The sequence below is a fragment of the Luteipulveratus mongoliensis genome, from assembly GCF_001190945.1.
Classification (GTDB): Bacteria; Actinomycetota; Actinomycetes; order Actinomycetales; family Dermatophilaceae; genus Luteipulveratus; species Luteipulveratus mongoliensis.
Genome location: NZ_CP011112.1, coordinates 5,185,532 through 5,206,806 on the forward strand (window position 1 = coordinate 5,185,532; position 21,275 = coordinate 5,206,806).

19 protein-coding genes and 1 tRNA gene are annotated in these 21,275 nt (G+C 68.1%); 8 read left to right on the forward strand and 12 right to left on the reverse strand.

The window, feature by feature from the left end:
- Window positions 1-12: 12 nt before the first annotated feature.
- From VV02_RS24705 to VV02_RS24720, 4 genes are all read left to right on the forward strand, one after another.
- Window positions 13-2,607 (forward strand): ATP-binding protein, encoded by a 2,595-nt coding sequence (locus tag VV02_RS24705; protein ID WP_052595996.1) that lies wholly within the window; start codon window positions 13-15, stop codon window positions 2,605-2,607.
- Window positions 2,608-2,696: 89 nt separating this feature from the next.
- Complete coding sequence (locus VV02_RS24710) at window positions 2,697-3,932, forward strand: flavin-containing monooxygenase (protein WP_052595997.1); 1,236 nt, start codon at window positions 2,697-2,699, stop codon at window positions 3,930-3,932.
- A gap of 28 nt (window positions 3,933-3,960) precedes the next feature.
- The gene (locus tag VV02_RS24715; RefSeq protein WP_052597536.1) at window positions 3,961-5,016 is read left to right on the forward strand and encodes a class I SAM-dependent methyltransferase; all 1,056 of its coding nucleotides are present in this window, start codon (window positions 3,961-3,963) and stop codon (window positions 5,014-5,016) included.
- Window positions 5,013-6,380 (forward strand): FAD-binding oxidoreductase, encoded by a 1,368-nt coding sequence (locus VV02_RS24720; protein WP_052595999.1) that lies wholly within the window; start codon window positions 5,013-5,015, stop codon window positions 6,378-6,380. Before VV02_RS24715 ends, VV02_RS24720 begins: the two co-directional genes overlap by 4 nt.
- 182 nt (window positions 6,381-6,562) lie before the next feature.
- Here the strand turns inward: VV02_RS24720 and VV02_RS24725 are convergent, their stop codons facing one another.
- Together VV02_RS24725 and VV02_RS24730 are read right to left on the reverse strand one after the other, a co-directional pair.
- The gene (locus VV02_RS24725; RefSeq protein WP_218917472.1) at window positions 6,563-6,898 is read right to left on the reverse strand and encodes a hypothetical protein; all 336 of its coding nucleotides are present in this window, start codon (window positions 6,896-6,898) and stop codon (window positions 6,563-6,565) included.
- On the reverse strand, window positions 6,895-7,770 hold the full coding sequence (locus VV02_RS24730; protein ID WP_052596001.1) for a phytanoyl-CoA dioxygenase family protein: 876 nt from the start codon (window positions 7,768-7,770) through the stop codon (window positions 6,895-6,897). Before VV02_RS24730 ends, VV02_RS24725 begins: the two co-directional genes overlap by 4 nt.
- 71 nt (window positions 7,771-7,841) lie before the next feature.
- On the opposite strand from VV02_RS24730, the gene VV02_RS24735 reads away from it, so the two are divergent.
- A complete protein-coding gene (locus VV02_RS24735; RefSeq protein ID WP_052596003.1) occupies window positions 7,842-8,660 on the forward strand; it encodes an AraC family transcriptional regulator in 819 nt (272 codons plus the stop codon).
- Window positions 8,661-8,858: 198 nt separating this feature from the next.
- Here the strand turns inward: VV02_RS24735 and VV02_RS24740 are convergent, their stop codons facing one another.
- The 9 genes from VV02_RS24740 to dcd all read right to left on the reverse strand — a co-directional run bounded on the left by VV02_RS24740 (window position 8,859) and on the right by dcd (window position 18,297).
- Entirely contained in the window at window positions 8,859-10,880 is a 2,022-nt protein-coding gene (locus VV02_RS24740; RefSeq protein WP_052596004.1) for an ABC transporter ATP-binding protein, read from the reverse strand.
- On the reverse strand, window positions 10,877-12,610 hold the full coding sequence (locus VV02_RS24745; RefSeq protein ID WP_052596006.1) for an ABC transporter ATP-binding protein: 1,734 nt from the start codon (window positions 12,608-12,610) through the stop codon (window positions 10,877-10,879). The genes VV02_RS24740 and VV02_RS24745 overlap by 4 nt, the downstream gene beginning before the upstream one ends.
- Window positions 12,611-12,702: 92 nt before the next feature.
- Window positions 12,703-13,314 (reverse strand): TetR/AcrR family transcriptional regulator, encoded by a 612-nt coding sequence (locus VV02_RS24750; protein ID WP_052596008.1) that lies wholly within the window; start codon window positions 13,312-13,314, stop codon window positions 12,703-12,705.
- A 157-nt stretch (window positions 13,315-13,471) separates the two neighbouring features.
- Window positions 13,472-14,398: an ABC transporter substrate-binding protein gene (locus VV02_RS24755; protein WP_052596009.1), complete on the reverse strand. Its 927-nt coding sequence runs from the start codon at window positions 14,396-14,398 to the stop codon at window positions 13,472-13,474.
- A gap of 37 nt (window positions 14,399-14,435) precedes the next feature.
- Entirely contained in the window at window positions 14,436-15,218 is a 783-nt protein-coding gene (locus VV02_RS24760; RefSeq protein WP_083450622.1) for an ABC transporter permease, read from the reverse strand.
- Window positions 15,215-15,862, reverse strand: coding sequence for an ABC transporter permease (locus VV02_RS24765; protein ID WP_052596011.1), 648 nt, complete (start codon window positions 15,860-15,862; stop codon window positions 15,215-15,217). Before VV02_RS24765 ends, VV02_RS24760 begins: the two co-directional genes overlap by 4 nt.
- Window positions 15,863-15,864: 2 nt before the next feature.
- Complete coding sequence (locus VV02_RS24770) at window positions 15,865-17,016, reverse strand: ABC transporter ATP-binding protein (RefSeq protein ID WP_052596012.1); 1,152 nt, start codon at window positions 17,014-17,016, stop codon at window positions 15,865-15,867.
- A gap of 48 nt (window positions 17,017-17,064) precedes the next feature.
- Window positions 17,065-17,718: an alpha/beta hydrolase gene (locus VV02_RS24775; RefSeq protein ID WP_052596014.1), complete on the reverse strand. Its 654-nt coding sequence runs from the start codon at window positions 17,716-17,718 to the stop codon at window positions 17,065-17,067.
- A 3-nt stretch (window positions 17,719-17,721) separates the two neighbouring features.
- Window positions 17,722-18,297: a dCTP deaminase gene (gene dcd, locus VV02_RS24780; protein WP_052596016.1), complete on the reverse strand. Its 576-nt coding sequence runs from the start codon at window positions 18,295-18,297 to the stop codon at window positions 17,722-17,724.
- A 102-nt stretch (window positions 18,298-18,399) separates the two neighbouring features.
- Here dcd and VV02_RS24785 point away from each other — a divergent pair.
- The 3 genes from VV02_RS24785 (at window position 18,400) to VV02_RS26605 (ending at window position 19,111) form a co-directional block, all read left to right on the forward strand.
- Window positions 18,400-18,473, forward strand: a tRNA-Gly gene (locus VV02_RS24785).
- A gap of 100 nt (window positions 18,474-18,573) precedes the next feature.
- On the forward strand, window positions 18,574-18,966 hold the full coding sequence (locus tag VV02_RS26600; RefSeq protein ID WP_157063554.1) for a hypothetical protein: 393 nt from the start codon (window positions 18,574-18,576) through the stop codon (window positions 18,964-18,966).
- Window positions 18,947-19,111: a hypothetical protein gene (locus VV02_RS26605; protein WP_157063555.1), complete on the forward strand. Its 165-nt coding sequence runs from the start codon at window positions 18,947-18,949 to the stop codon at window positions 19,109-19,111. Before VV02_RS26600 ends, VV02_RS26605 begins: the two co-directional genes overlap by 20 nt.
- On the opposite strand, the gene VV02_RS24795 is transcribed toward VV02_RS26605, so the two are convergent.
- A complete protein-coding gene (locus tag VV02_RS24795) occupies window positions 19,108-21,240 on the reverse strand; it encodes a molybdopterin-dependent oxidoreductase (protein ID WP_052596019.1) in 2,133 nt (710 codons plus the stop codon). The two genes, VV02_RS26605 and VV02_RS24795, sit on opposite strands and share 4 nt — an antisense overlap.
- Between the last annotated feature and the right edge of the window lie 35 nt (window positions 21,241-21,275).

The following is a 21,275-nucleotide window of genomic DNA, read 5'->3' on the forward strand; positions in this document are numbered from 1 at the left end:
GACGATCAGCGGATGGGTCGGCCGATCCTGGAGCGAGATCAGCAGCTCGCGGAGCTGGCCGATGCGGCGCGCCACGCTGCGCTCGGAGAAGGCTGCACAGTCCTGGTGCACGGCGAGGCCGGGATCGGGAAGTCCAGCCTGGTCGAGGCAGCGCGATCACGGATCCCGGCGGAGGGCCGGATGCTCGTCGGCTACTGCGACGACCTGCTCACAGCTCGTACGCTCGGGCCCTTCCGCGACCTGGCCGGGACGGTCGGCACCGAGCTCACCCGTGCCCTGCGGCTCGGCACCGACCGCGACCAGGTCCTGGCCGCACTGCAGACCGAGCTCGGCTGGGCCGCCCACCCGACCGTGCTGGTCGTCGAGGACGTCCACTGGGCCGACGATGCAACCCTCGATGTGCTCGCGTTTCTCGCCCGACGAGTGCGGCACCTTCCTGCGGTCCTCCTGCTGACCTACCGCGACGACGAGGTCCACCCGGACCACCACCTGCACCGTCTGCTGAGGATCGTGGCTCGCACCGAGGGCACCCGTCGCCTCCCTCTCGCACGGCTGTCCGAGGAGGCTGTCCGGGCCCTCGGGGCCGACAGCACCGCCGACGCCGACGAGGTGTTCGCCATCACGGGCGGCAACCCGTTCTTCGTCACCGAGGTGCTGACCCATGGGACGGACGCCGTCCCGCACAGCGTCGTGGACGCCGTGGCCGGCCGGCTGCTCGACCTCGACGACCAGGGCCGGGACACGATCGAGCAGCTCGCTGTCATTCCCTCGTCGATCGAACGCTGGCTGGTCGATGCGTTGGTCGGCGGACTCGACGCGCTGCGCGATGCCGAACGTCTCGGCCTGCTCGTCGTCCGTACGGATCACGTCTCGTTCCGGCACGAGCTCACCCGACGTGCCCTCGCCGATGCCATCCCGCCGACCCGTCGCGCAGAGCTGCACGACCGCGTTCTCGGCCTGCTCCTCGCGCATCCCGATGTCGACGTCGCACGCATCGTGCACCACGCGGCGTACGCCGGGGACCGTGAAGCCATTGCGCGCTACGGCCCAGCTGCGGCCGCCGATGCCTCGGCCATCGGTGCCCACCGTGAGGCGGCTGCGTACTACCGGCTCGTCCTGGCCGACGGCCAGCCGTTCAACCACCAGACACGGGCCGACCTGCTCGAACGCTTCGCCATCGAGTGCTACACCGTAGGAGCCCAGCCGGAGTCGGTCGCTGCGCAGGCCGAAGCCGTCGAGCTGCGCACGCTCGCCGGGCGGGCGGGGCCGCTGGGGGCCGCACAGCGCTGGTTGTCGCGGATGCAGTGGTGGAACGGCGATCGGGCTGCCGCCGAGGCAACGGCGCTGGCTGCAGTCGCCACGCTCGAGACGGCAGGCGACGACGACCTGCTCGCACTCGCCTACAGCAACGTCGCCCAGCTGGACATGCTCGCCTACCGGTCGAGCGCCGTGCCCTTCGCCCAGCACGCAGTCGATCTCGCCCAAAGGTCGGACAGCACCGGGATCATCTCCCACTGCCTCAACAACCTGGGTGCCGCCCGCTGCCACGCGGGCGACATGGAGGGCCTGGACACCCTGGCCGAGAGCCTGCGAATTGCCCTGGCAGCACACGAGATCGAGCACGCATGCCGCGCGTACACCAACCTGTCGTGGTGCCTCGTCGACGACTACCGGCTGGACGATGCGGAGAGCAACGTGGCCGCCGGGATCGAGCTCGCCCAACGCGCGGAGCACGTCGTCTTCCACGACTACCTCCACACGGCCCGCGGCCGAATCCATGTCCTGCGCGGCGAGTGGCAGGCAGCCACGGATGCGGTGAACGGGCTGGACGACCACGTCCTCACCCGTTGCCCGTCGCTGGTGGTCCAGGGGCGCGTGGCAGCACGCCGTGGCGATCCGAACGCTGACGCCGTCCTGCTCACCGCGCTCGATCTCGGGCGCGAGCACGGCGAGCTGCAGTGGGAGGCGAGCGCCGCCTGTGCCGCCGCTGAGGAGGCCTGGCTGCGTGGTGCATCCGCGGAGATCGCGAGCCTGGTGAAGCCCGCCCTCCTCGAGTCGTTGGCGCGGGGATCCGCAGCCTTGTGGCCAGAGCTCGCGTTCTGGCTGAGCAAGGCCGGTCCAGGTGTGCCCCAACCGGAGGTGCCGCCGTCGGAGCACCCGTACTCCCAACTCCTGCAGGGCAATTGGCGGAGCGCAGCAGATCGGTGGCTCACAGCCGGTTGCCGCTACGAGCACGCGTTTGCCCTTTCCGAGAGCGACGACCTGGACGATCTGTTGTCGTCTCTCGCCGCGCTCGACCAGCTCGGCGCTGCGCCGCTGGCCGGGATCGTACGCACCCGCCTCCGACAACGCGGCGTGCCCAATGTGCCGCGCGGACCCGCGGGCACCACCCGCGCCAACCCGGCCGGACTCACCGAACGACAGATCGACGTACTGCGCCTCCTTGTCACCGAGAGCGCCACCAACGCGCAGATCGCCGAGCACCTCGTCCTGTCCGTACGGACGGTCGACAACCACGTGACCGCCATCCTGCACAAGCTCGACGTCCACAGCCGAGCCGAGGCGGTCGTACGTGCCGCAGAGCTCGGCGTCCTCAGATCTAGGTAGCCCCATCGGCCGTGATGAGTAGTCGCTGCTCATTCGCGGCCACATTCACCCGGCTTACAAAGGTCCCACCAGCAGTCAAAGGGGGACCCATGGACATCGACTGTGTCGTGATCGGCGCCGGCCCGGCCGGGCTGAGCGCGAGTGAGGCGCTCACCGCCGCAGGCGTGGAGCACGTGGTGCTCGAACGCGGCCAGGTCGGCGAGACCTGGCGCACCCAGCGGTGGGACAGCCTGCGCGTCAACTCGCCTTGGTGGTTCAACAACGCGCTCCACGGCCAGGACACCGACGACTACCTGACCGCAGCGGAGGTCGTACGACGCCTGGAGGATCTCGCCGCCGACGCGCCGATCCGAACGAGCGTTGCCGTACGCCGTCTCGAGCCTGCCGTGGACGGGTTCGAGCTCACGACCTCCACAGGGTCGTTGCAGACCCGAGCCGTCGTCGTCGCCTCAGGAGATCAGAACGTCCCGACCGTCCCTGCGTGGTCGGCCCAGCTCCCGTCGTCCGTCCGTCAGATCCATGCGTGCGAGTACCGCTCCCCCGGGGACCTTCCGCCCGGAGGCGTGCTGGTCGTGGGCAGCGGACAGTCCGGCACCCAGATCGCGGAGGATCTCCTGGCCGGCGGACGCCAGGTCGTCGTGTCGACCAGCCGCGTCGGTCGGATACCCACCCGACGCCGCGGACATGACGGCCTCCGTGAGCTGTACGACGTCGGCTTCTTCCGTCAGACACCTGAGGATCTGCCGGACCCGAGCATGATGAAGGGCGCCATCCCTCTGCTCTCGCCGTACGGGCGACCGGTCAGCCTGGGTCGGCTCGCAGCCAACGGCGCGCGCCTGGCCGGCCGTGTCACGTCCGCCGACCAGGGCCGCCTGACGTTCGACGACAGCGTCGAGACGAACGCCGACTTCGGCGAGGAAGTAGCCGGACGCCTCAACGAGATCGTCGACAAAGCGTTGCAGGCCAAGGGAATTCACGACTCGGTGATCGATGGCGAGCAAGAGCCAGCGGTCGCAGGGCCCGGCCTCGGCCACCTCGACCTCCTCCGAGACGACATCGGCAGCGTCATCTGGTGCACCGGACTCATCGGTGACTTCAGCTGGCTGCCGCCGAGCCTGCGGGACGCCGACGGCGCACCACGACACACCGGCATCGCCGGTGCCGCACCAGGACTGTGGTTCACCGGCATCCGGTGGCTGACCTGCCGAGGCTCCGCGACGCTCTGCGGCATGCCGTGGGACACCGCCACCATCGCCTCGGCTGCCGCCGAGCACCTCACCAGCATCCGGACCGCGTCAGTTCGGACGACGGTCCAACCGATCTGAACAACCGATCTGAACACTGGAGATGATCATGCCTGTTGACCAGGACAAGCTCATGGACTTCCTCGGCCGCTTTGTCGGCGACCTGGGAGCAACTATGGCGGCGGGGAGTGTTGTCATTGGCGACCGCCTCGGCCTGTACCGATCCCTGAGCGAAAAGCCTTCTCGCCCAGAGGAACTCGCGGAGCGGACGGGCACTGCGGCCCGCTACGTCGAGGAGTGGCTGCGCGGCCAGGCTGCGAGCGGCTACGTCATGTACGACGAGTCGAGCGGCCGCTACTCGATGACCGAGGAGCAGACGTTCGCGCTGACCGATCCGGACGGCGCGGTGTTCGTGCCGGGTGCCTTCCAGCTCGCGCTGGCCACCTTGCGCGCTGAACCGGCCATCACCGCAGCCTTCAAGGACGGCGCTGGCTTCGGGTGGCACGAGCACGACGAGGGCGTGTTCAGCGGGTGCGAGCGGTTCTTCCGTCCCGGCTACTCGGCCAACCTCGTACCTGAGTGGCTTCCCGCCCTGGACGGCGTCGTCGCCAAGCTCGAGTCCGGGGCCCGCGTCGCGGACCTCGGCTGCGGGCACGGCGCCTCGACCATCCTGATGGCACAGGCGTTCCCGGCCTCGACCTTCGTCGGCTCGGACTACCACGACGAGTCGATCGACGCGGCCGGCAAGCGCGCGGCGAGCTCCGACGTCGCGGAGCGTACGTCGTTCGAGGTCGCCACCGCGCAGGACTTCGGCGGTGGACCGTACGACCTGGTCACTACGTTCGACTCGCTGCATGACATGGGCGACCCCGGGCGGGCGGCCCACCACATCCGCGAGTCCCTTCGCGAGGACGGAACGTGGATGATCGTCGAGCCGTTTGCCGGGGACACCGTCAGCGACAACCTGAATCCCGTTGGCCGCGTGTACTACTCGTTCTCGACCTTCCTCTGCGTGCCCAACGCACTCTCGCAGGAGGGCGGCTACTCGCTCGGCGCACAAGCGGGCGAAGCAGCCATCGGCCGGTTGTGCAAGGAAGCCGGGTTCACCCGGTTCAGCCGCGTGGCTGAGACGCCCTTCAACATCGTCTACGAGGCACGGCCATGACCGTCAGGGCCATGATGGCCGGCAGCCTGGTGGGTCCGGGAGATCCGTCGTACGACGAGGCTCGCCAGGTCTTCAACGGCATGATCGACCGTCGGCCGGCTCTGATCGCCCAGTGCGAGTCGCGGGACGATGTGGTCACGGCGTTGGCGCTCGCTGCCGACCGCGGCTGGGAGGTTGCGGTTCGGGCCGGCGGGCACAGCGCCGCAGGCTTCGGAGTGACCGAAGGCGGACTGGTCATCGACCTTCGGCGCATGGCAGCGGTCGAGGTCGACTCTGCGCGCAAGGTCGCGACGGTTGCGGGTGGCGCCACGTGGGCCGACGTCGACCGTGCCTGCGCGCCGTACGGTCTCGCCACGACGGGTGGTCGGGTGTCCACAACGGGCGTCGCCGGACTCACGCTCGGCGGTGGATCCGGTTGGCTCGAAAGGTCTTTCGGGCTCGCGTGTGACAACGTCCTGTCGGCTGAGGTCGTCACCGTCGACGGCCGGGTCGTGGTTGCGAGCGAGGACGAGAACCCTGAGCTCTTCTGGGCTCTGCACGGCGGCGGCGGCAACTTCGGCGTGGTCACCGAGCTGACGTTCAGGCTGCACCCGCTGCAGACGACGACACTCGGCCTACTGTTCTGGCCGCCCGACGCCGGACCCGAGGTGACCCGGGCGTACCGCGACCTGCTCGAAGGCGACGCGCCCGACGCGCTCGGCGGAGGCAGTGCCTACCTCACCGGACCACCCGAGGAGTTCGTCCCGCCCCACCTGGTGGGCAAGCTCGCGCACGCCGCGGTCGTCGTGTACGCCGGCGAGGAGGGTGCTGCTCGTGACTCCATCGCGTCACTGCTCGCGCTCGCTCCCGACAGCGCCATGATCACGCCGATGCCGTACGCCGACATCCAGTCCGCGCTGGACGACCCGCCCGGCTTCCGCAACTACTGGTCGGCCGAGCACCTGATGGCGTTGCCCGACGAGGCCATCGACCTCGTGCACGCGGCGTCCGCACACATGGTCGTGCCGTCACCGTCTCAGCAGATCCTGATCCCGTGGGGCGGCGCACTCGCTCAGGAGACGGCGGACTGGCCGCTGCCACACCGACGTACGCAATGGGTGGTGCACCCGCTCGGGCTGTGGACCGACCCGGCCGACGACGCCCGCGGCATCGCGTGGGCGCGCGACCTGTGTGCCAGCGTCCGGCCGTACGCCACCGGTGACGTCTATCTCAACTTCACCGGCGACGAGGGCCACGAGAGGGTCGTGGCCGGTCTCGGCGCGGCCAACTACCGGCGCCTGGAAGAGGTGAAGACGGCGTACGACCCCGAGAACCGGTTGCACCTGAACCACAACATCGCCCCCGCCCTCACACCGGTCGGGTAGCACCGCTCCGTTGGTCGAGTAGCCGGAGCGCCAGCGGAGGCGTATCGAGACCAGGTGCCCGCGTGCACCTGGTCTCGATACGGCTCGCCCTTGGGGCTCGCCTACTCGACCGGCGGTAGCGAGCTCGCCTACTCGACCGGCGGTAGCGAGCTCGCCTACTCGACCGGCGGTAGCGAGCCCGTCTACTCGACCGACGGAGATGTGTCGACGAGGCGCTCGAAGAGGAACTCGTACGGCAGGTACGCGACGTCGTACTCATCGCTCTTCGCGTGCGGCAGCAGCTGCGACATCTGCAGCAGCCGCCAGCCGTCGAGCAAGGCGTCGAGGCCGGTGGCGTACGGCGGATCGTCGCTGTCACCAGTGGTGGGACGCGACCGACCGGTCCCGTCGTAGCGCGTCCAGCCGACCACGCTTGAGTCCAGGGTCGAGGACGCCAGGTAGAGGACGACGAGCTGCTGGCGCAGGTGCGGGGTCGCCGACGGTGCGGCGAACGACTCGGCGACGGGATCGGTGCTCATGCCATCGCCCAACCGTCAGCGGTACGACCGCCGCCGAGGCGGGAGTCGGTCGCGGCTGAGTCCACTGTCTGCGGCCTCAGCTGGGCACGGGTCAGGTAGTAGTCGATGTCGAAGTCGGCGTCGCCGGTGAGCGACCGCCACAGCCGGGCGCGGTTGATGAGCTCCAGCCGCCCCTCGGGACCGGCGGACCACGGGAAGGTCGTCGTGAGGGCGGCGCGCACCGCCGGGTCGTCGATGTCGTCGGTGTTCCACAGGCGCAGCTGGCGGACCGTGGGGTTGAAGCGGATCTTGAACATGTAGCGCGGCTGGTCGGAGTCGTTGCGCCGGCCGCTGTGCCAGATGGCGTGGTGCAGGAGGACGACTGTGCCAGCCGGACAGGTCAGGCGGGTCTGGCCCGCGAGGTTCTGGTAGCGGCCGATGCCGGACTCGTTGATCCGACGCAGATGGGTGCCGGGCACGCTGAGCGTGCCGCCTTGCTCGAGCGTGACCGCCTTCGGGTAGTACATGAGCTGCACGTCGAAGGCATCGACACGAGGGTCGAGCACCGCATCAGCATGGAGGTTCTGCGCCTCTCCGCCGCGGGGCGGGCGGACGTGCACCGCGTGGTGGTCGATGACCGGCCTCGGTCCGACCAGGCTCTGAATCGCGCCGGCCACTGCGGGTAGATCGAGCAACTCGCGCACGAACGTGCCCTGAGGGAAGGCCGTGTCGAGCGCGGTGCCGTACGGGTGTCGGTCCATTCCGGCATCGAGCACCGAAATGGCTCTGGCGTTGAGGGATTCGGGCACGGCACTCTCGAGCACGAGACTGCCGTGGGAGACGAAGTGCGCCATCTCCACGGAGGCTAGGAGGTGCTTGCGGTCAACGTTCATGCCGATGACGCTAGGTCTGTGCGCCCGCCACGTCGTGGCCATCATCAGGCATGAAGTGGTAAGAATCCGGCATGGCAGAAGGCAGGCAGACGACGTACGCAGCCATCGACGTCACCAGACCTCCCCTGGTGGCCGCCGCCGGGCGCGGTCTCCACGGCGTGCGCCAGCTCGTCGACGACTTCGTCCTGCCACAGCTGTGGCAGCTCCATCTCTACAGCTACGCGGCTGACCTCCAGGTCGGCGGCACCCGGCACCAGATCGAGCCGGGCAGCGTCTCGCTGGTGCCGCCCGCGACGCCGGTTCGCTACCGCTACCGCGGACCGTCGAACCATCTGTACGCCCACCTCGAGGCGGCGTTCATCCACCCGGTCGACGCGGCCGCCACCGAGGTGATGATCTCCGCCGGGGCCGAGCTGCCCGCCCTCACCGACCTCATGAGCTCGGCGATCGCCTCCGCCGCGTCGCGTCCGGAGCGCACCCAGGCGGACATCTGGATGGTCCTGCTACGCCTCGCCGAACGCGACCGGGCGCGTACCGCCGCAGCGGGCCGCGTCGAGAACTCGCCGGCGTCGTCGTACGTCGCCGCTGCCATGTCATACGTCGAGTCGCACCTGACCGAGCGGATCACCGTGCCCGCGCTCGCCCGCTCGATGGGCATCACCGCCGACCATCTCACCCGGGTGTTCTCCGCCCAGACGGGGCAGACCGTGACCGGCTACGTACGCCGGCGCCGGGTGGAGCATGCACAGCGGCTGCTCACCAACACGACGATGTCGGTGAGCGCGATCGCCGCCACGGTGGGGATTCCTGACCTGCAGGCGTTCAACAAGACCTGCCGGGCGGTCACCGGACGCTCCCCCCGACAGCTGCGCCAACCGCTGGTCGAGTAGGCGAGCCACCCGCCGGTCGAGTAGGCGAGCCACCCGCCGGTCGAGTAGGCGAGCCACCCGCCGGTCGAGTAGGCGAGCCACCCGCCGGTCGAGTAGGCGAGCCCCAAGGGCGAGCCGTATCGAGACCAGCCGCGCGCGGGCACCTGGTCTCGATACGCCTCCGCTGGCGCTCCGGCTACTCGACCAGCGGTGGTTGGTTCAGCGGACGGGGGCGGGGGCGTCCTCCTCGTCGACGTCGACGATCGCACCGCGGAACTGCGCCATGTAGAGGCGGTAGTACGCACCCTCGGCGGCGATCAGCTCGTGGTGGTTGCCCTGCTCGACGATGTGACCGTTCTCCATCACCAGGATGGTGTCGGCGTCGCGGATCGTGGAGAGCCGGTGCGCGATCACGAAGCTCGTGCGGTCCGAACGCAGTGCCGCCATCGCCTGCTGCAGCAAGACCTCCGTACGCGTGTCGACCGAGCTGGTCGCCTCGTCCAGCACCAGCATGGCCGGGTCGGCGAGGAACGCGCGCGCGATGGTGATCAGCTGACGCTCACCGACCGAGATGTTGCTGCCCTCGTCATCGATGACCGTGTCGTAGCCGTCCGGCAGCGAGTGCACGAACCGGTCGACGAACGTCGCGCGGGCGGCCTCCTGGAGTTGCTCCTCGGTGGCCCCGAGGTTGCCGTACGCGATGTTCTCGCGGATGGTGCCGCCGAACAGCCAGGTGTCCTGCAGAACCATGCCGATCCGGTCACGCAACTCGGGGCGAGGCACCGTCGCCACGTCGACGCCGTCGAGCGTGATGCGCCCGCCGTCCAGCTCGTAGAAGCGCATCAGCAGGTTGACCAGCGTGGTCTTGCCCGCGCCGGTGGGCCCGACGATGGCGACTGTCTGGCCCGGCTCGGCCACGAGGTTCAGGTCCTCGATGAGCGGCTTGTCCTTGGTGTAGCCGAAGGACACGTCCTCGAAGGCGACCCGGCCACGCGTCGGCGGCAGGTCCGCGGTCGCGTCCGCGGTCTGCTCCGGCGCATCCAGCAGCTCGAAGACACGCTCGGCCGAGGCGACACCGGACTGGAGCAGGTTGGCCATGGAGGCGAGCTGGGTCAGCGGCTGGGTGAACTGGCGCGAGTACTGGACGAACGCGGTCACCCCACCGATCGTCATCGAGCCGTTCGCGACCCGCAGGCCACCGACGACGCAGACGAAGACGTACGTCAGGTTCCCGACGAACATCATGATCGGCATCATCAGACCGGAGATGAACTGCGCCCGATAGCTCACACCCATGAGCTCGTTGTTCTTGGCGTCGAACTGCTCCTGCACCTCGCGGCGCCGGCCGAAGACCGTCACCAGCTCGTGGCCGGTGAACGCCTCCTCGATCTGCCCGTTCAGCTCGCCGGTGTTCTTCCACTGGTTGACGAACATCTTCTGGGAGCGCTTCATGATCTGCCCGGTCACGAGCATCGCGATCGGGATGGCGACGACCGCGACCACCGTGAGCAGCGGCGACACCGTGAGCATCATGACGAGCACGCCGACGACGGTCAGCAGCGAGAACAGCAGCTGGCTCAACGTCTGGGTGAGCGACTGCCCGATGTTGTCGATGTCGTTGGTCACCCGCGACAGCAGCTCGCCGCGCGGCTGCTGGTCGAAGTAGCTCAGCGGCAGGCGGTGGATCTTGGCCTCGACGTCGTTGCGCAACCGCTGCACCGTCGACTGGACGGCGTCGTTGAGCAGCCAGCTCTGGGCGTACTGGAACAACGACGCGACAACATAGAGCGCCAGCACGATCAGCAGAATCTGCCCGACCGCCCCGAAGTCGATCCCGACTCCCGGGGTCAGGTCCATCTTGGCGACCATGTCGGCGAAGGTGCCCTGGCCGCTGTTGCGCAGCCCCTCGACCACCGCGTCCTTGCTCTGCCCTGCCGGGAGACGCTGGCCCGTGGCACCGGCGAAGATCTTGTCGACGGCGTGACCGATGATGCGCGGTCCGATGACGTTCATGATGACGGCCGAAACCGTCAGCGCGAGAACGAAATACATCCGCACCCGCTCGGGCCGCAGCAGTCCGATCAGCCGCTTGGCCGAGGGCTTGAAGTTCATCGACTTGTCGGTCGGACCCATCGCGGCAAACGGTCCGCGCGCCGCCCCACCCTGCGGTCGCCGAGGCGTGCTCAGCGTGGCGGGCTTCTCCTGCTCCTCCGTCGTGTCCTGCGTCTCGGAGGTTGTCATGCCGCCTCCTCCTGTCCGTCCTGCGACGCCACGATCTCCTGATAGGTCTCGCAGGTCTCCATCAGCTCCTCGTGCGTGCCCGCTCCGACGACGAGCCCGTCGTCGAGCACGATGATCTGGTCGGCGTCCGCGATGGTCGAGACGCGCTGGCCGACGATGAAGACCGTCGCCTCCCGGACGTACGGCTTGAGCGCCTGGCGTAGTCGCGCATCGGTCGCGAGGTCGAGCGCCGAGAACGAGTCGTCGAACAGATAGATCGTCGGCCGAGCGACCAATGCCCTTGCAATGCATAGCCGTTGGCGCTGACCGCCGGACACGTTGGTGCCGCCCTGGGCGATGGCCGCCTCGAGGCCGCCGTCCATCTTCTCGACGAAGTCACGCCCCTGCGCCACCTCCAACGCCTCCCACAGCTCATCGTCCGTAGCGTCCGGGTTGCCGTAGCGCAGGTTGCTGGCGACAGTGCCGGTGAACAGGTAGGGCTTCTGCGGGACGATCCCGAGGTGCCCCCAGAGCACCTCGGGATCCAGGTCCTGCACATTCGCACCATCGATCAGCACGCGACCACCCGTAGCGTCGAACAGCCTTGCTATCAAAGAGATCAGCGTCGACTTGCCCGATCCGGTCGAGCCGATGATCGCGACCGTCTGACCCGGCTCAGCACGCAGCGAGACGTTGCACAGCACGGGCAGGTCAGCACCCGGGTACTGCATCGAGACGTTGTCCAGCTCGACCACGCCACGCAGCTGATCGACGGTGGCGGGCTGGCTCGGCGGCTTCACCGAGGTGTCGGTCTCGAGGACCTCCTGGATGCGCTCGGCGGCCACCGACGCGCGCGGCACCATCATCACCATGAACGTCGCCATCATCACCGACATCAGGATCTGGATCAGATAGGTCATGTACGCCGTCAGCGCGCCGACCTGCATCTCACCGTCTCCCACGCGGTGGCCCCCGAACCACAGCACCGCGATCGTCGAGGCGTTCATCACGAGCATCACGATGGGGAACATCGCGCCGGTCAGGCGCATGACCTTGCGCGAGGCCTCGGTCAGCACGGCATTGGAGTCAGTGAATCGGCTTGTCTCGTAAGGCTCCCGGACGAATGCGCGGATCACGCGCACACCCATGAGCTGCTCGCGCAGCACCCGGTTAACGGCGTCGAGCTGTTTCTGCACGATGCGGAAGCCGGGCACCATGCGTACGACGATCATGCCGATCGCGCCGGCAAGGATGGGCACCGCGACGACCATCAACCAGGACAGGCCGACGTCCTCGCGCAGCGCCATCACGATGCCGCCGCCCATCATGATCGGCGCGGTCACCACGATCGTGCAGCCCATCAGAACGAGCATCTGCACCTGCTGGACGTCGTTGGTCGAGCGGGTGATCAGGGACGGCGCGCCGAACATGTTGACCTCGCGGCCCGAGAAGTGCGCGACCTTGTCGAAGATCTCGGCACGCGAGTCACGCCCGAATCCGGTTGCCGTGCGGGCTCCGACGTAGGTCGCGCCGGCGGAGGCGATCACCTGGACGAGCGAGACGATGAGCATCGTGCCGCCGGTGTGCCAGATGAAGTCGGTGTCACCGCGGCTCAGCCCCTTGTCGATGATCGCGGCGTTGAGGCTGGGGAGGTAGAGCGATGCGATCACGCCGATGAGCTGCAGCAGGATCAGCAGCAGGATCCAGCTGCGATAGCGCCGCAGGCGTTCGCGAACGAGACGGAAAAGCACTCAGGGCTCCTTGGAAAGTGAGTGGCTGGGCGGCTCGGTCGCCCGCGCCGCTATGACGCTAGGACCTGAACCGTGGTGGAGGTCAAACGAATTCATGGGCGACCACCCGGGTCGACGACGACGCCGTAGAGGATCGTGTCGACGATCTGCTCGGCTGTGAGGACTTCTCCGTGGGTGATCTTGGGGTGACTGCCGGAGAACGAGAAGAGCCGGAGGTAGGTCATGGCCTGCTCCGGGCTGCAGCGCAGCTGGTCAGCGTCGGGACGGATCAGATCGATGAACTGCTCGCTCAGGATCGCGTGTCGCTCAGGCGTACGACTGTTGTTGACGTGCTCGGACGGCGGAGCCGACATCCCCAGCGCACCCATCAGCTCGAACACGTCGCTGAACCGTCGCTGCAGGAGATGGACGACCGACACCAGCCGGTCTCGAAGCGGCAGCTCCATCGAGATCTCGGCCAGCGCCTCCTCGATCGGACCCGGGTCGAAGGCCGCCGCGACGGCCGCGTCCAGCAGCTCTTCCTTGCTCGCGAAGACTCGGAAGATCGTGCCCTCGGCGACCCCGGCCGCCTGCGCGATCTGGCGGGTCGAGGGCGAGCAGTGGTGCTCACGGATCGCGCGCAGGGTCGCATCGATCAACGCCTGCCGCCGCTCCTCAGTGGGCATCGGCCGGGCGCGCGTCGAAGTGCTCTCGGTGCTGGTCACGGGCGAGACGCTATATGAGTGAGCACTCACTCACAAGTGACATTTGTCAGCAGCACCCAGGCCGATGCGTCGGACCGCCGCGGCAAAAGTTGACCAGCGGCACACGCACAGCTGTGCACCCCACCAACTTTCGCCGGTGGGGTGCGTGGTTGCTGGGTCAGGCGAGGCCGTTCGCCTTGAGGAAGGCAGCGGCCACCGTCTTGGCGGACTTCTTGTCGACCACGACTTCCTTCAGCATCTGCGCCAGATTGGTGGTGGTCAGCTTGGCGGAGACCGCGTTGAGCGCGACCTGCACCTTGGGCGTCGCGGCCTTCTTGGCGATCAGCGGGATCACGTTGTCCGAGCCGAACAGCGCCTTGTCGTCCTTGAGCACCACGAACCCGTTGGTCGTGATGGACGGGTCGGTCGAGAAGATGTTGGCCGCCTGCGCCTGGCCGTTCTTCAGCGCCGTCGAGATGGCCTGCGGGTTGCCGAGCGGGCGGAATGACTTCGGCGTCAGGTTGTAGGTCGACTTCAGCCCGAGCAGCCCCTGCTCACGGGTGCGGAACTCGGCCGGTGCGGCAATCGTGACCTCGTTGGCGTGCTTGGCGAGGTCGGAGATGGTCTTGAGCTGCCACTTGTCGGCGACGCTCTTGGGTACGACCATCGCGTTGGAGTCCTCGGCGGCGGACTTCTGCAGCGCCAGCTCGTCGCACGGGATCGTGGTCAGCAGCGCCGCGTAGATCTCGTCGGGACCCTTGGCCTTGGCGTCCTTGTCGAGGAAGGTGAGCAGCGAGTTGGTGTATTCGGGGACGATCTGCACCGAGCCGTCCGACAGCGCCTTGAGGTAGGCCTCGCGCGCGCCGATCGGGTCGGTCGTCGACACCTGGACACCCTTGGCCTTGAGCGCACCGGCGTAGACCTCGGCGATCAGACTGGACTCGGGGAAGTCAGCCGAACCGATCTTGATCGGACCGTCCTTGGGCTTGGCGTCGTCGCAGTTGCCGCCCCCACCTGACTCGAGCGCATCACCGGACAGGCCGCAGCCGCTGAGCGCAAGCACGCTGACACCCAGTGCGGCCACGAAGCTGGTCGTACGTCGCATGGTCCGGTTTCCTTGTCTGCGAAGGGGATTCATCAGATCAGCCACCGCCACCACCGCCTGGGACGGCGCCTCGGATGGCGAGCTCGGCCGCATGCTCAGTGCCCGCCGAGCGCGCACGACGTCGAGCTCGCGCTGCCTTGCCGGTCAGACCTGGCGAGACCACAGACCGCTGGATCAGAGCCAGGATCAGGTCGGCCACCAGCGCGAGACCTGCCACGAGGATCGAGCCGCCGATCATCTCGGGATAGACGCTCGATGCAAGACCGTCTCGCAAGAACGCACCAAGCGCGTCCAGTCCGACGAACGCAGCGATCGTCGCGGTCGCGATGACCTGGAGCGTCGCGCTGCGCAGCCCGGAGAACATCAGCGGCAAGGCACAAGGCAGCTCGACCTTGGTGAAGACCTCGGTGCCACTCATGCCCATACCCTTGGCGGCATCGCGGGCGGCCGGGTCGACCTCGCTCACGCCTGAGTAGGCACCGGCGAGCAGCGCTGGAATCGCAAGGATCACGAGGACCGCGATCGCCGGCACGAGGTAGCCCGTGTCGCTGTCGCCCTTGAACTTCGGGGTGAGCCACATTGACGCCGCGAACAGCAGACCGAGGCTGGGCACAGCGCGCAACGAGTTGGCCAGCGAGACCAGCCACTTTCCCTTGCCCGTATGGGCGATCCACGAGCCGAGCGGGATCGCGATGAGCGCTGCGATCAGCAGGGTGAGGCCGGAGTACCAGAGATGCTCGAAGATGCGATGGCCAATGCCGTCTGGGCCCGACCAGTTGCTGCCGTCGGTGAGCCAGTCCCACGTGTCGGAGATGATCATGACGCCCTCACCCGCGCCCACGGTGTGAGGAACCGGGCGACCAGCTGGATGACGAGGTCGAAGAGCAGGGCCAAGACGACGCAGGTGACGATGCCGACCCAGATCTCGGTCCAGTAGCCGCGTTTGTAGGCGTCCGTCAGGTAGTAGCCAAGCTGCGGGATGCCCAGCAGGGCAGCGACGCTGACGATGCTCACGTTGCTGACCGCTGCGACGCGCAGCCCAGAGGCGATCACAGGGACGGCGAGCGGCAGCTCGACACCGAGGAACCGCTTGACCGGTGGATAGCCGATCGCGGTCGCCGCTTGTCGAGTGGACTCCGGCACCGCTTCGAGACCGTCGGTCACGGTCCGGACCAGCAGCGCCAGCGTGTAGACCGTCATGGCCGCGATCACGTTGACGGGGTCGAGGATCTTGGTGCCGAGGAAGATCGGCATGACCACGAACAGCACTAGCGAGGGAATCGTGTAGAGCAGCCCGGACCCGGACAGCAGCACCGGCTTGAGCCAGCGCACCCGTTGGCCGAGCCAACCCAGCGGCAGCGCGATGAGCAACCCGATGATCAGCGGGATGCCCGCGAGCAGGGTGTGCTGCCAGGTGCGGTCGAGGATGTCCGACCAGTTGTCACCGACGTAGCTCCAGTCCACGGCTAGTCACCCGCGGCGGCGCTGGTGGGGGCGATGTCGTGAGGATCGACCTCGGGCCGATCGATCTGCTCGATGGCCTGCAGCACCTCGTGCGCTCGGACCGTGCCGAGCAGCTGGCCATCCTCGTCGACCAGGACACCGCGCCGGCTCGGCGACGACAGCGCCGCGTCGAGCGAAGCGCGGAGGGGGCCGCGGGCCTGTGCGACGGTGCCGCCGCGGTGAAGCATCGACGGCTCGATCGGCGTCTCGATCCGCTCGGGCTCGATCCAGCCCTGCGGGCGACCGTCCTGGACGACCAGCAGCCAGCGGTCCTGCGTTACCGATCGCGCATCCTCAGGAGTCGTCCCGAGCTCGACAGCCGGCTCCTTGGCCAACGGCAGCTCCGGCGACTCAGTGAAGGTCAACGCCCGGTAGCCGCGATCGCGCCCGACGAAGTCGGCCACGAAGTCGTCGATCGGGTGCGCCAGCAGGTAGGACGGCTCGGCGATCTGCGCGAGCTTGCCGCCGACGCGCAGCACGGCGACCTGGTCGCCGAGCTTCATCGCCTCGTCGATGTCGTGCGTGACGAAGATGATGGTCTTGCCGATCTCGCTCTGCAGCCGCAGGAACTCGTCCTGCAGCTGGTCGCGCACCACGGGGTCGACTGCGCTGAACGGCTCGTCCATCAGCATCACGGGCGGGTCAGCGGCGAGGGCCCGAGCGACACCGACGCGCTGCTGCTGACCACCGGACAGCTGCGAGGGGTAGCGGTCGGCGAAGTCGCCCGGCAGCCCGACGAGATCGAGCACCTCGTGCGCGCGGTCGCGCGCCTTCTTCTTGTCCCAGCCGTTGAGCAGCGGCACGGTCGCGACGTTGTCGATGACCTTGCGGTGCGGGAAAAGCCCGGCGTGCTGGATGACGTAGCCGATGCCACGCCTCAGCTCGGAGGGGTTGACCTGGGTCACGTCCTGGTCGTCGATGAGGATCTGGCCGGATGTCGGATCGATCATCCGGTTGATCATGCGCAGCGACGTGGTCTTGCCACACCCGGACGGTCCGACGAACACCGTGATCTGCCCGGTAGGGGCCTCGAGCGAGAGATGGTCGACCGCGATGGTCGAGTCCCTGCCGTCAGCGGCCGGATAGCTCTTGGTGACCTGCTCGAAGCGGATCATGCGATCAACCTAACGTGAAGCGCCGACAGAGATCTGCAAGAACTGCATTTATGGCTGGCCAAACGTAACGTTATTCACACGGTGCAGCAGCATCTGCTCGGTGAAGCGTGATGCGAGCCGATGCCACTCCCCCGCACGACGCAGCATGGCGTGAGCGTCCGACAGTCCGACATAGGTGGCCTCGCCCCCGGCCCTCTTCACCCGCGCGACGAGACGCTCCGACAGCTCCGGAGCGGTGACCGTGTCCTTGACTCCATGGACCACGAGAAGTGGTGTGCCCACGAAGCTTTCGCCGTCGTACCGTTCCCCGACCCACGGGGCAAGGGCGACGATGCTGGACACATCGGGATGGCCGGCCAGCTCGAGCGCCACGCGTCCGCCCATCGAGTGACCGATGAGGCCGATCGGGAGGTTGGGGTACGCCGTCCGCACCTTGGCGAGCGCCCACTCGGCATCCCGGATCGGCGACCTGAGATCGTCGTTCCAGCCTCGAACAGCGTTGCGTAGCAACGGTGCTGCGATCCGTCCGCGACTGCGAGCCTCGAGGTCGCGGGCGAAAGGCACCATGCGCAGGAACGCAGGCTCGAGACGCTTGACCGGGGTCGTGCTGTGCTCCTCGCCGCCGTGCAGGACCAGGGCGATCGCCCGCGGTCGACGCGCGCGCGGGTCGATGAGGTGCGGGGTCGGCTCGGCGTGCGCCATCGGTCAGACGTCCGCGCGAATGAAGCTCTGGAACGACCGGCTCGCGGTGGGACCCCGCTGCCCTTGGTAGTGAGAGCCGTACTTCGCACTGCCGTAGGGGTTCTCGGCCGGCGAGCTGAGCTGGAAGAAGCACAGCTGACCGATCTTCATGCCCGGCCACAGCTTGATCGGCAGCGTCGCGACGTTGGACAGCTCAAGGGTCACGTGACCGGAGAACCCGGGGTCGACGAACCCGGCGGTGGCGTGGGTCAGGAGACCGAGGCGGCCGAGGCTCGACTTGCCCTCCACCCGCGCGGCGACGTCGTCCGGGAGCGTCACGGTCTCGTACGTCGACCCGAGCACGAACTCGCCCGGGTGGAGCACGAACGGCTCGTCCTTGCCGACCTCGAGGGCCCGCGTGAGGTCGGGCTGCTCCTCGGCGGGGTCGATATAGGGGTACTTGTGGTTGTCGAACAGCCGGAAGTGGCGATCCAGGCGGAAGTCGATGCTCGACGGCTGGACCAACGAGGCGTCGTATGGGTCGAGCCGGACGCGTCCGGCGTCGATCTGCGCCAGGATGTCGCGGTCTGAGAGCAGCACCCGGTCACGTTATCTCAGGCGGGAGGGTGACACAGGACAGCGCGCGAGTTCATGGTCACCACGACGTCGGTTAGACTCTCCGGGCGCGCCAGCAGGCGTCGCGCGGGCGTAGTTCAATGGTAGAACATCAGCTTCCCAAGCTGAATACGCGAGTTCGATTCTCGTCGCCCGCTCCACACGCGAAAAGCGCCAGTTCCCAATGGGATTGGCGCTTTCTTCGTTTTGGTCGGGCCCGCTCCGACATCGAGGCCGGACGCCGACGCTACGTTATTCACTGTGGATGGAAGTGACTGGTTTGCCGCAGCCGCAGCCTTCATAGGGGGACTTACTGGAGCAGGTTTATCGACGTGGGTTGCGCTGCGCGGTCAGCGGCAGACCGAGCGCGAGGAGTGGTATCGACGGTTCCTGGCGGCGGTCGAACAGCTCACCGATCCGTCGCCGGACCGCCACCGCATCGGTGAGGACATGCTGGCCGAGCTGGTCGAGAGCGACCTCGGCACGCCTGAGGAGCGCGCCCTTGCCGAACGGATCCTGCGCGGCCAGCTCGAGCCGGACGTACAAAAGGTCGTGGCGTTCCTGCACGGCGCCTCACTGGACCAGGTCAGGGTCGAGGAGGACAATGAGCACCGGTCCGACGAGGAGGCAGTAGATGAGCAGCACGACCGCTGACGACCCGGTGATCCGGGTCCGCCCTGAGGCCGTACGCATGGCTCGCGCTCTCGTCCGAAGCGCGGCCCGCCGGGGCGCCTTGGTCGACCCCGTCGTCGCCAAGATCGCGAAAGCCGAGCCCTACGCGGGCGCCACCTCCAGCTAGACCGGCTGGACCAGAGCCCGCACCGTGACGGGCACGCCGTTCACCGCGGCATTCGCCGAGATCCCGTCCAGCAGCTCCGGGTCCGTGAGGTCGTTGACCGACACCCCTGGCAGGTCCGTCGCCTTGCTCAGCCGGACGCCCTTCGCGCGCCCCTGCCCGTAACCGTGCGGCAGGCTCACCACGCCTCGCATCATCTCGTCCGTCGAGGCGACCTCGATCTCCACCTCGCCGACCCGCGATGCGACACCCACCCGGTCGCCGTCCGTCAGACCGCGCGCGGCGAGATCCTCCGGGTGCATGTAGAGCTGGTGGCGGGCCTTGCCCCTGGTGAGCCGGTCGGCGTTGTGCAGCCAGCTGTTGTTGTCCCGCTGGTGCCGCCGCCCGATGAGCACGAGGCTGTCGTCGGCGCCCATCTCCTGCTGTGACAGCGCGACGTGGCGCACCTCGTCGAGCACGACCACCGGCGCCAGGTCGATCCGCTTGTCGCGCGTCTGCAGCCGGCCGGGCAGGCCAGGGCGCAGCGGCCCGAGATCCGCACCACCCGGCGTACGCGCCAGCTTGGCCGTCGACAGACCCAGCTTGGACGACCGGAGCAGCATGTCGAGCTGGCGTCGCGGCGGGATCGCGAACCGCGCCGCCTGCTGCGCTACCTTGGCCGCGTGCTTGACGGACGCCGGCTTGCCGCGCAGCCGCAGGATGCGCAGCGCCAGGTCGCGCGAGATCTCCCAGTCCTGCTTGGTCCCGGGCTGCTGGGGGAACAACGGCTTGGTGTAGCGGGCCGTGTTACGCACGGCGAGCGCGTTGAAGACGAGGTCGTAGTGGTCGCGCTCCAGCGGTCCGCTGGGCGGCAGGATGACGTCCGCGAAGCGCGTGGTCTCGTTGATGTAGAAGTCGATCGACACCATGAAGTCCAGCGACATCAACGCCTCGGCCAGACCTTGCCCGTCCGGCGTCGACGACACCGGGTTGCCCGCCACGGTCAGGAACGCCTTGATCTGACCCTTCCCCGGCGTCAGCATCTCCTCGGCCATCGCCGCGACCGGCAGCTCGCCACCGAACTCCGGCAGCCCTCGTACGCGACTGCGCCACTTGTCGAAGTGACCGCGGCTGATCAGGCCCTTGCCGACGACGTCGACCGCCGGCTGGGTGAACATCACGCCGCCCTCGCGGTCGAAGTTGCCGGTGAGGATGTTGAGCAGGTGGATCGCCCACTGCGTCACCGTGCCGTGCCGCTGCGTGCAGGTGCCCATCCGGCCGTACGCCGCCGCACGCGGGCTGGCAGCGAATTCCCTTGCTATCCGGACGATCTCGTCGGCAGGCACGCCGCTGGCGCGGGCAGCGAGCTCGGGCGTGAACGGCTCGACGGCGGCGCGCACCTCGGCGATGTGGTCGACGTACGCCGGAGGCCGGGTCAGGTCTTCCTCGAACAGTGTGTGCACCATCGCGAGGAGGACGTAGACGTCGGTACCTGGGCGGATGAAGTGGTGCTCGCCGGCGACTCGGGCGGTCTCGGTGCGACGCGGGTCGAAGACGATCATCTTCCCGTCGCGGGCCTTGAGCTCACGGATGCGGCCGGGGAAGTCCGGCACGGTCATCAGCGAGCCGTTGGACGCCATCGGGTTGCCGCCGAACACCAGGAAGTAGTCGGTGCGGTCGATGTCTGGGATCGGCACCATCAGCTGGTGGCCGTAGAGCAGGTGGCACATCAGCTGGAGCGGCAGCTGGTCGATCGAGGTGGCGCTGAAGGAGTTCTTGCTGCGGATGAGGCGATGCAACTGGATGCCGTGCGTGAGGGCGCCGAGGCTGTGCACGTTGGGATTGCCGAGGTAGACGCCGACTGCGTCCCGGCCGTGCTCCTGCTGGGTCTCGACGATGCGCCGCGCCACCAGGTCGATGGCGTCCTTCCAGCTGATCTCCTCCCAGGTGTCGCCGACCCGCCGCACGGGCTTGCGCAGACGGTCGGGGTCAGCCTGAATGTCTTGCAGCGCAATGGCTTTCGGGCAGATGTGGCCGCGCGAGAGCGGGTCGTCCTGATGGCCCTTGATGCTGGCGATCTGCAAGCCCTCGACCTGAACCTCCAGGCCGCAGCTCGCCTCGCACAACGGACAGCCGATATGCCGCGTCTCCATCCCGCCAGTGAACCACCCCACCGGCGGGACCGCTC

What these genes read in the sequence shown, in the direction of transcription:
- VV02_RS24740 (WP_052596004.1), bottom strand. Translation starts at nt 10,880, where the DNA reads ATGACAACCTCCGAGACGCAGGACACGACGGAGGAGCAGGAGAAGCCC.
- VV02_RS24795 (WP_052596019.1), bottom strand. Translation starts at nt 21,240, where the DNA reads ATGGAGACGCGGCATATCGGCTGTCCGTTGTGCGAGGCGAGCTGCGGC.
- VV02_RS24730 (WP_052596001.1), bottom strand. Translation starts at nt 7,770, where the DNA reads ATGAACGTTGACCGCAAGCACCTCCTAGCCTCCGTGGAGATGGCGCAC.
- VV02_RS24760 (WP_083450622.1), bottom strand. Translation starts at nt 15,218, where the DNA reads ATGATCATCTCCGACACGTGGGACTGGCTCACCGACGGCAGCAACTGG.
- VV02_RS24755 (WP_052596009.1), bottom strand. Translation starts at nt 14,398, where the DNA reads ATGCGACGTACGACCAGCTTCGTGGCCGCACTGGGTGTCAGCGTGCTT.
- VV02_RS26605 (WP_157063555.1), top strand. Translation starts at nt 18,947, where the DNA reads ATGAGCAGCACGACCGCTGACGACCCGGTGATCCGGGTCCGCCCTGAG.
- VV02_RS24775 (WP_052596014.1), bottom strand. Translation starts at nt 17,718, where the DNA reads ATGGCGCACGCCGAGCCGACCCCGCACCTCATCGACCCGCGCGCGCGT.
- VV02_RS24705 (WP_052595996.1), top strand. Translation starts at nt 13, where the DNA reads ATGGGTCGGCCGATCCTGGAGCGAGATCAGCAGCTCGCGGAGCTGGCC.
- VV02_RS24720 (WP_052595999.1), top strand. Translation starts at nt 5,013, where the DNA reads ATGACCGTCAGGGCCATGATGGCCGGCAGCCTGGTGGGTCCGGGAGAT.
- VV02_RS24710 (WP_052595997.1), top strand. Translation starts at nt 2,697, where the DNA reads ATGGACATCGACTGTGTCGTGATCGGCGCCGGCCCGGCCGGGCTGAGC.
- VV02_RS24715 (WP_052597536.1), top strand. Translation starts at nt 3,961, where the DNA reads ATGCCTGTTGACCAGGACAAGCTCATGGACTTCCTCGGCCGCTTTGTC.
- VV02_RS24735 (WP_052596003.1), top strand. Translation starts at nt 7,842, where the DNA reads ATGGCAGAAGGCAGGCAGACGACGTACGCAGCCATCGACGTCACCAGA.
- VV02_RS24770 (WP_052596012.1), bottom strand. Translation starts at nt 17,016, where the DNA reads ATGATCCGCTTCGAGCAGGTCACCAAGAGCTATCCGGCCGCTGACGGC.
- VV02_RS24725 (WP_218917472.1), bottom strand. Translation starts at nt 6,898, where the DNA reads ATGAGCACCGATCCCGTCGCCGAGTCGTTCGCCGCACCGTCGGCGACC.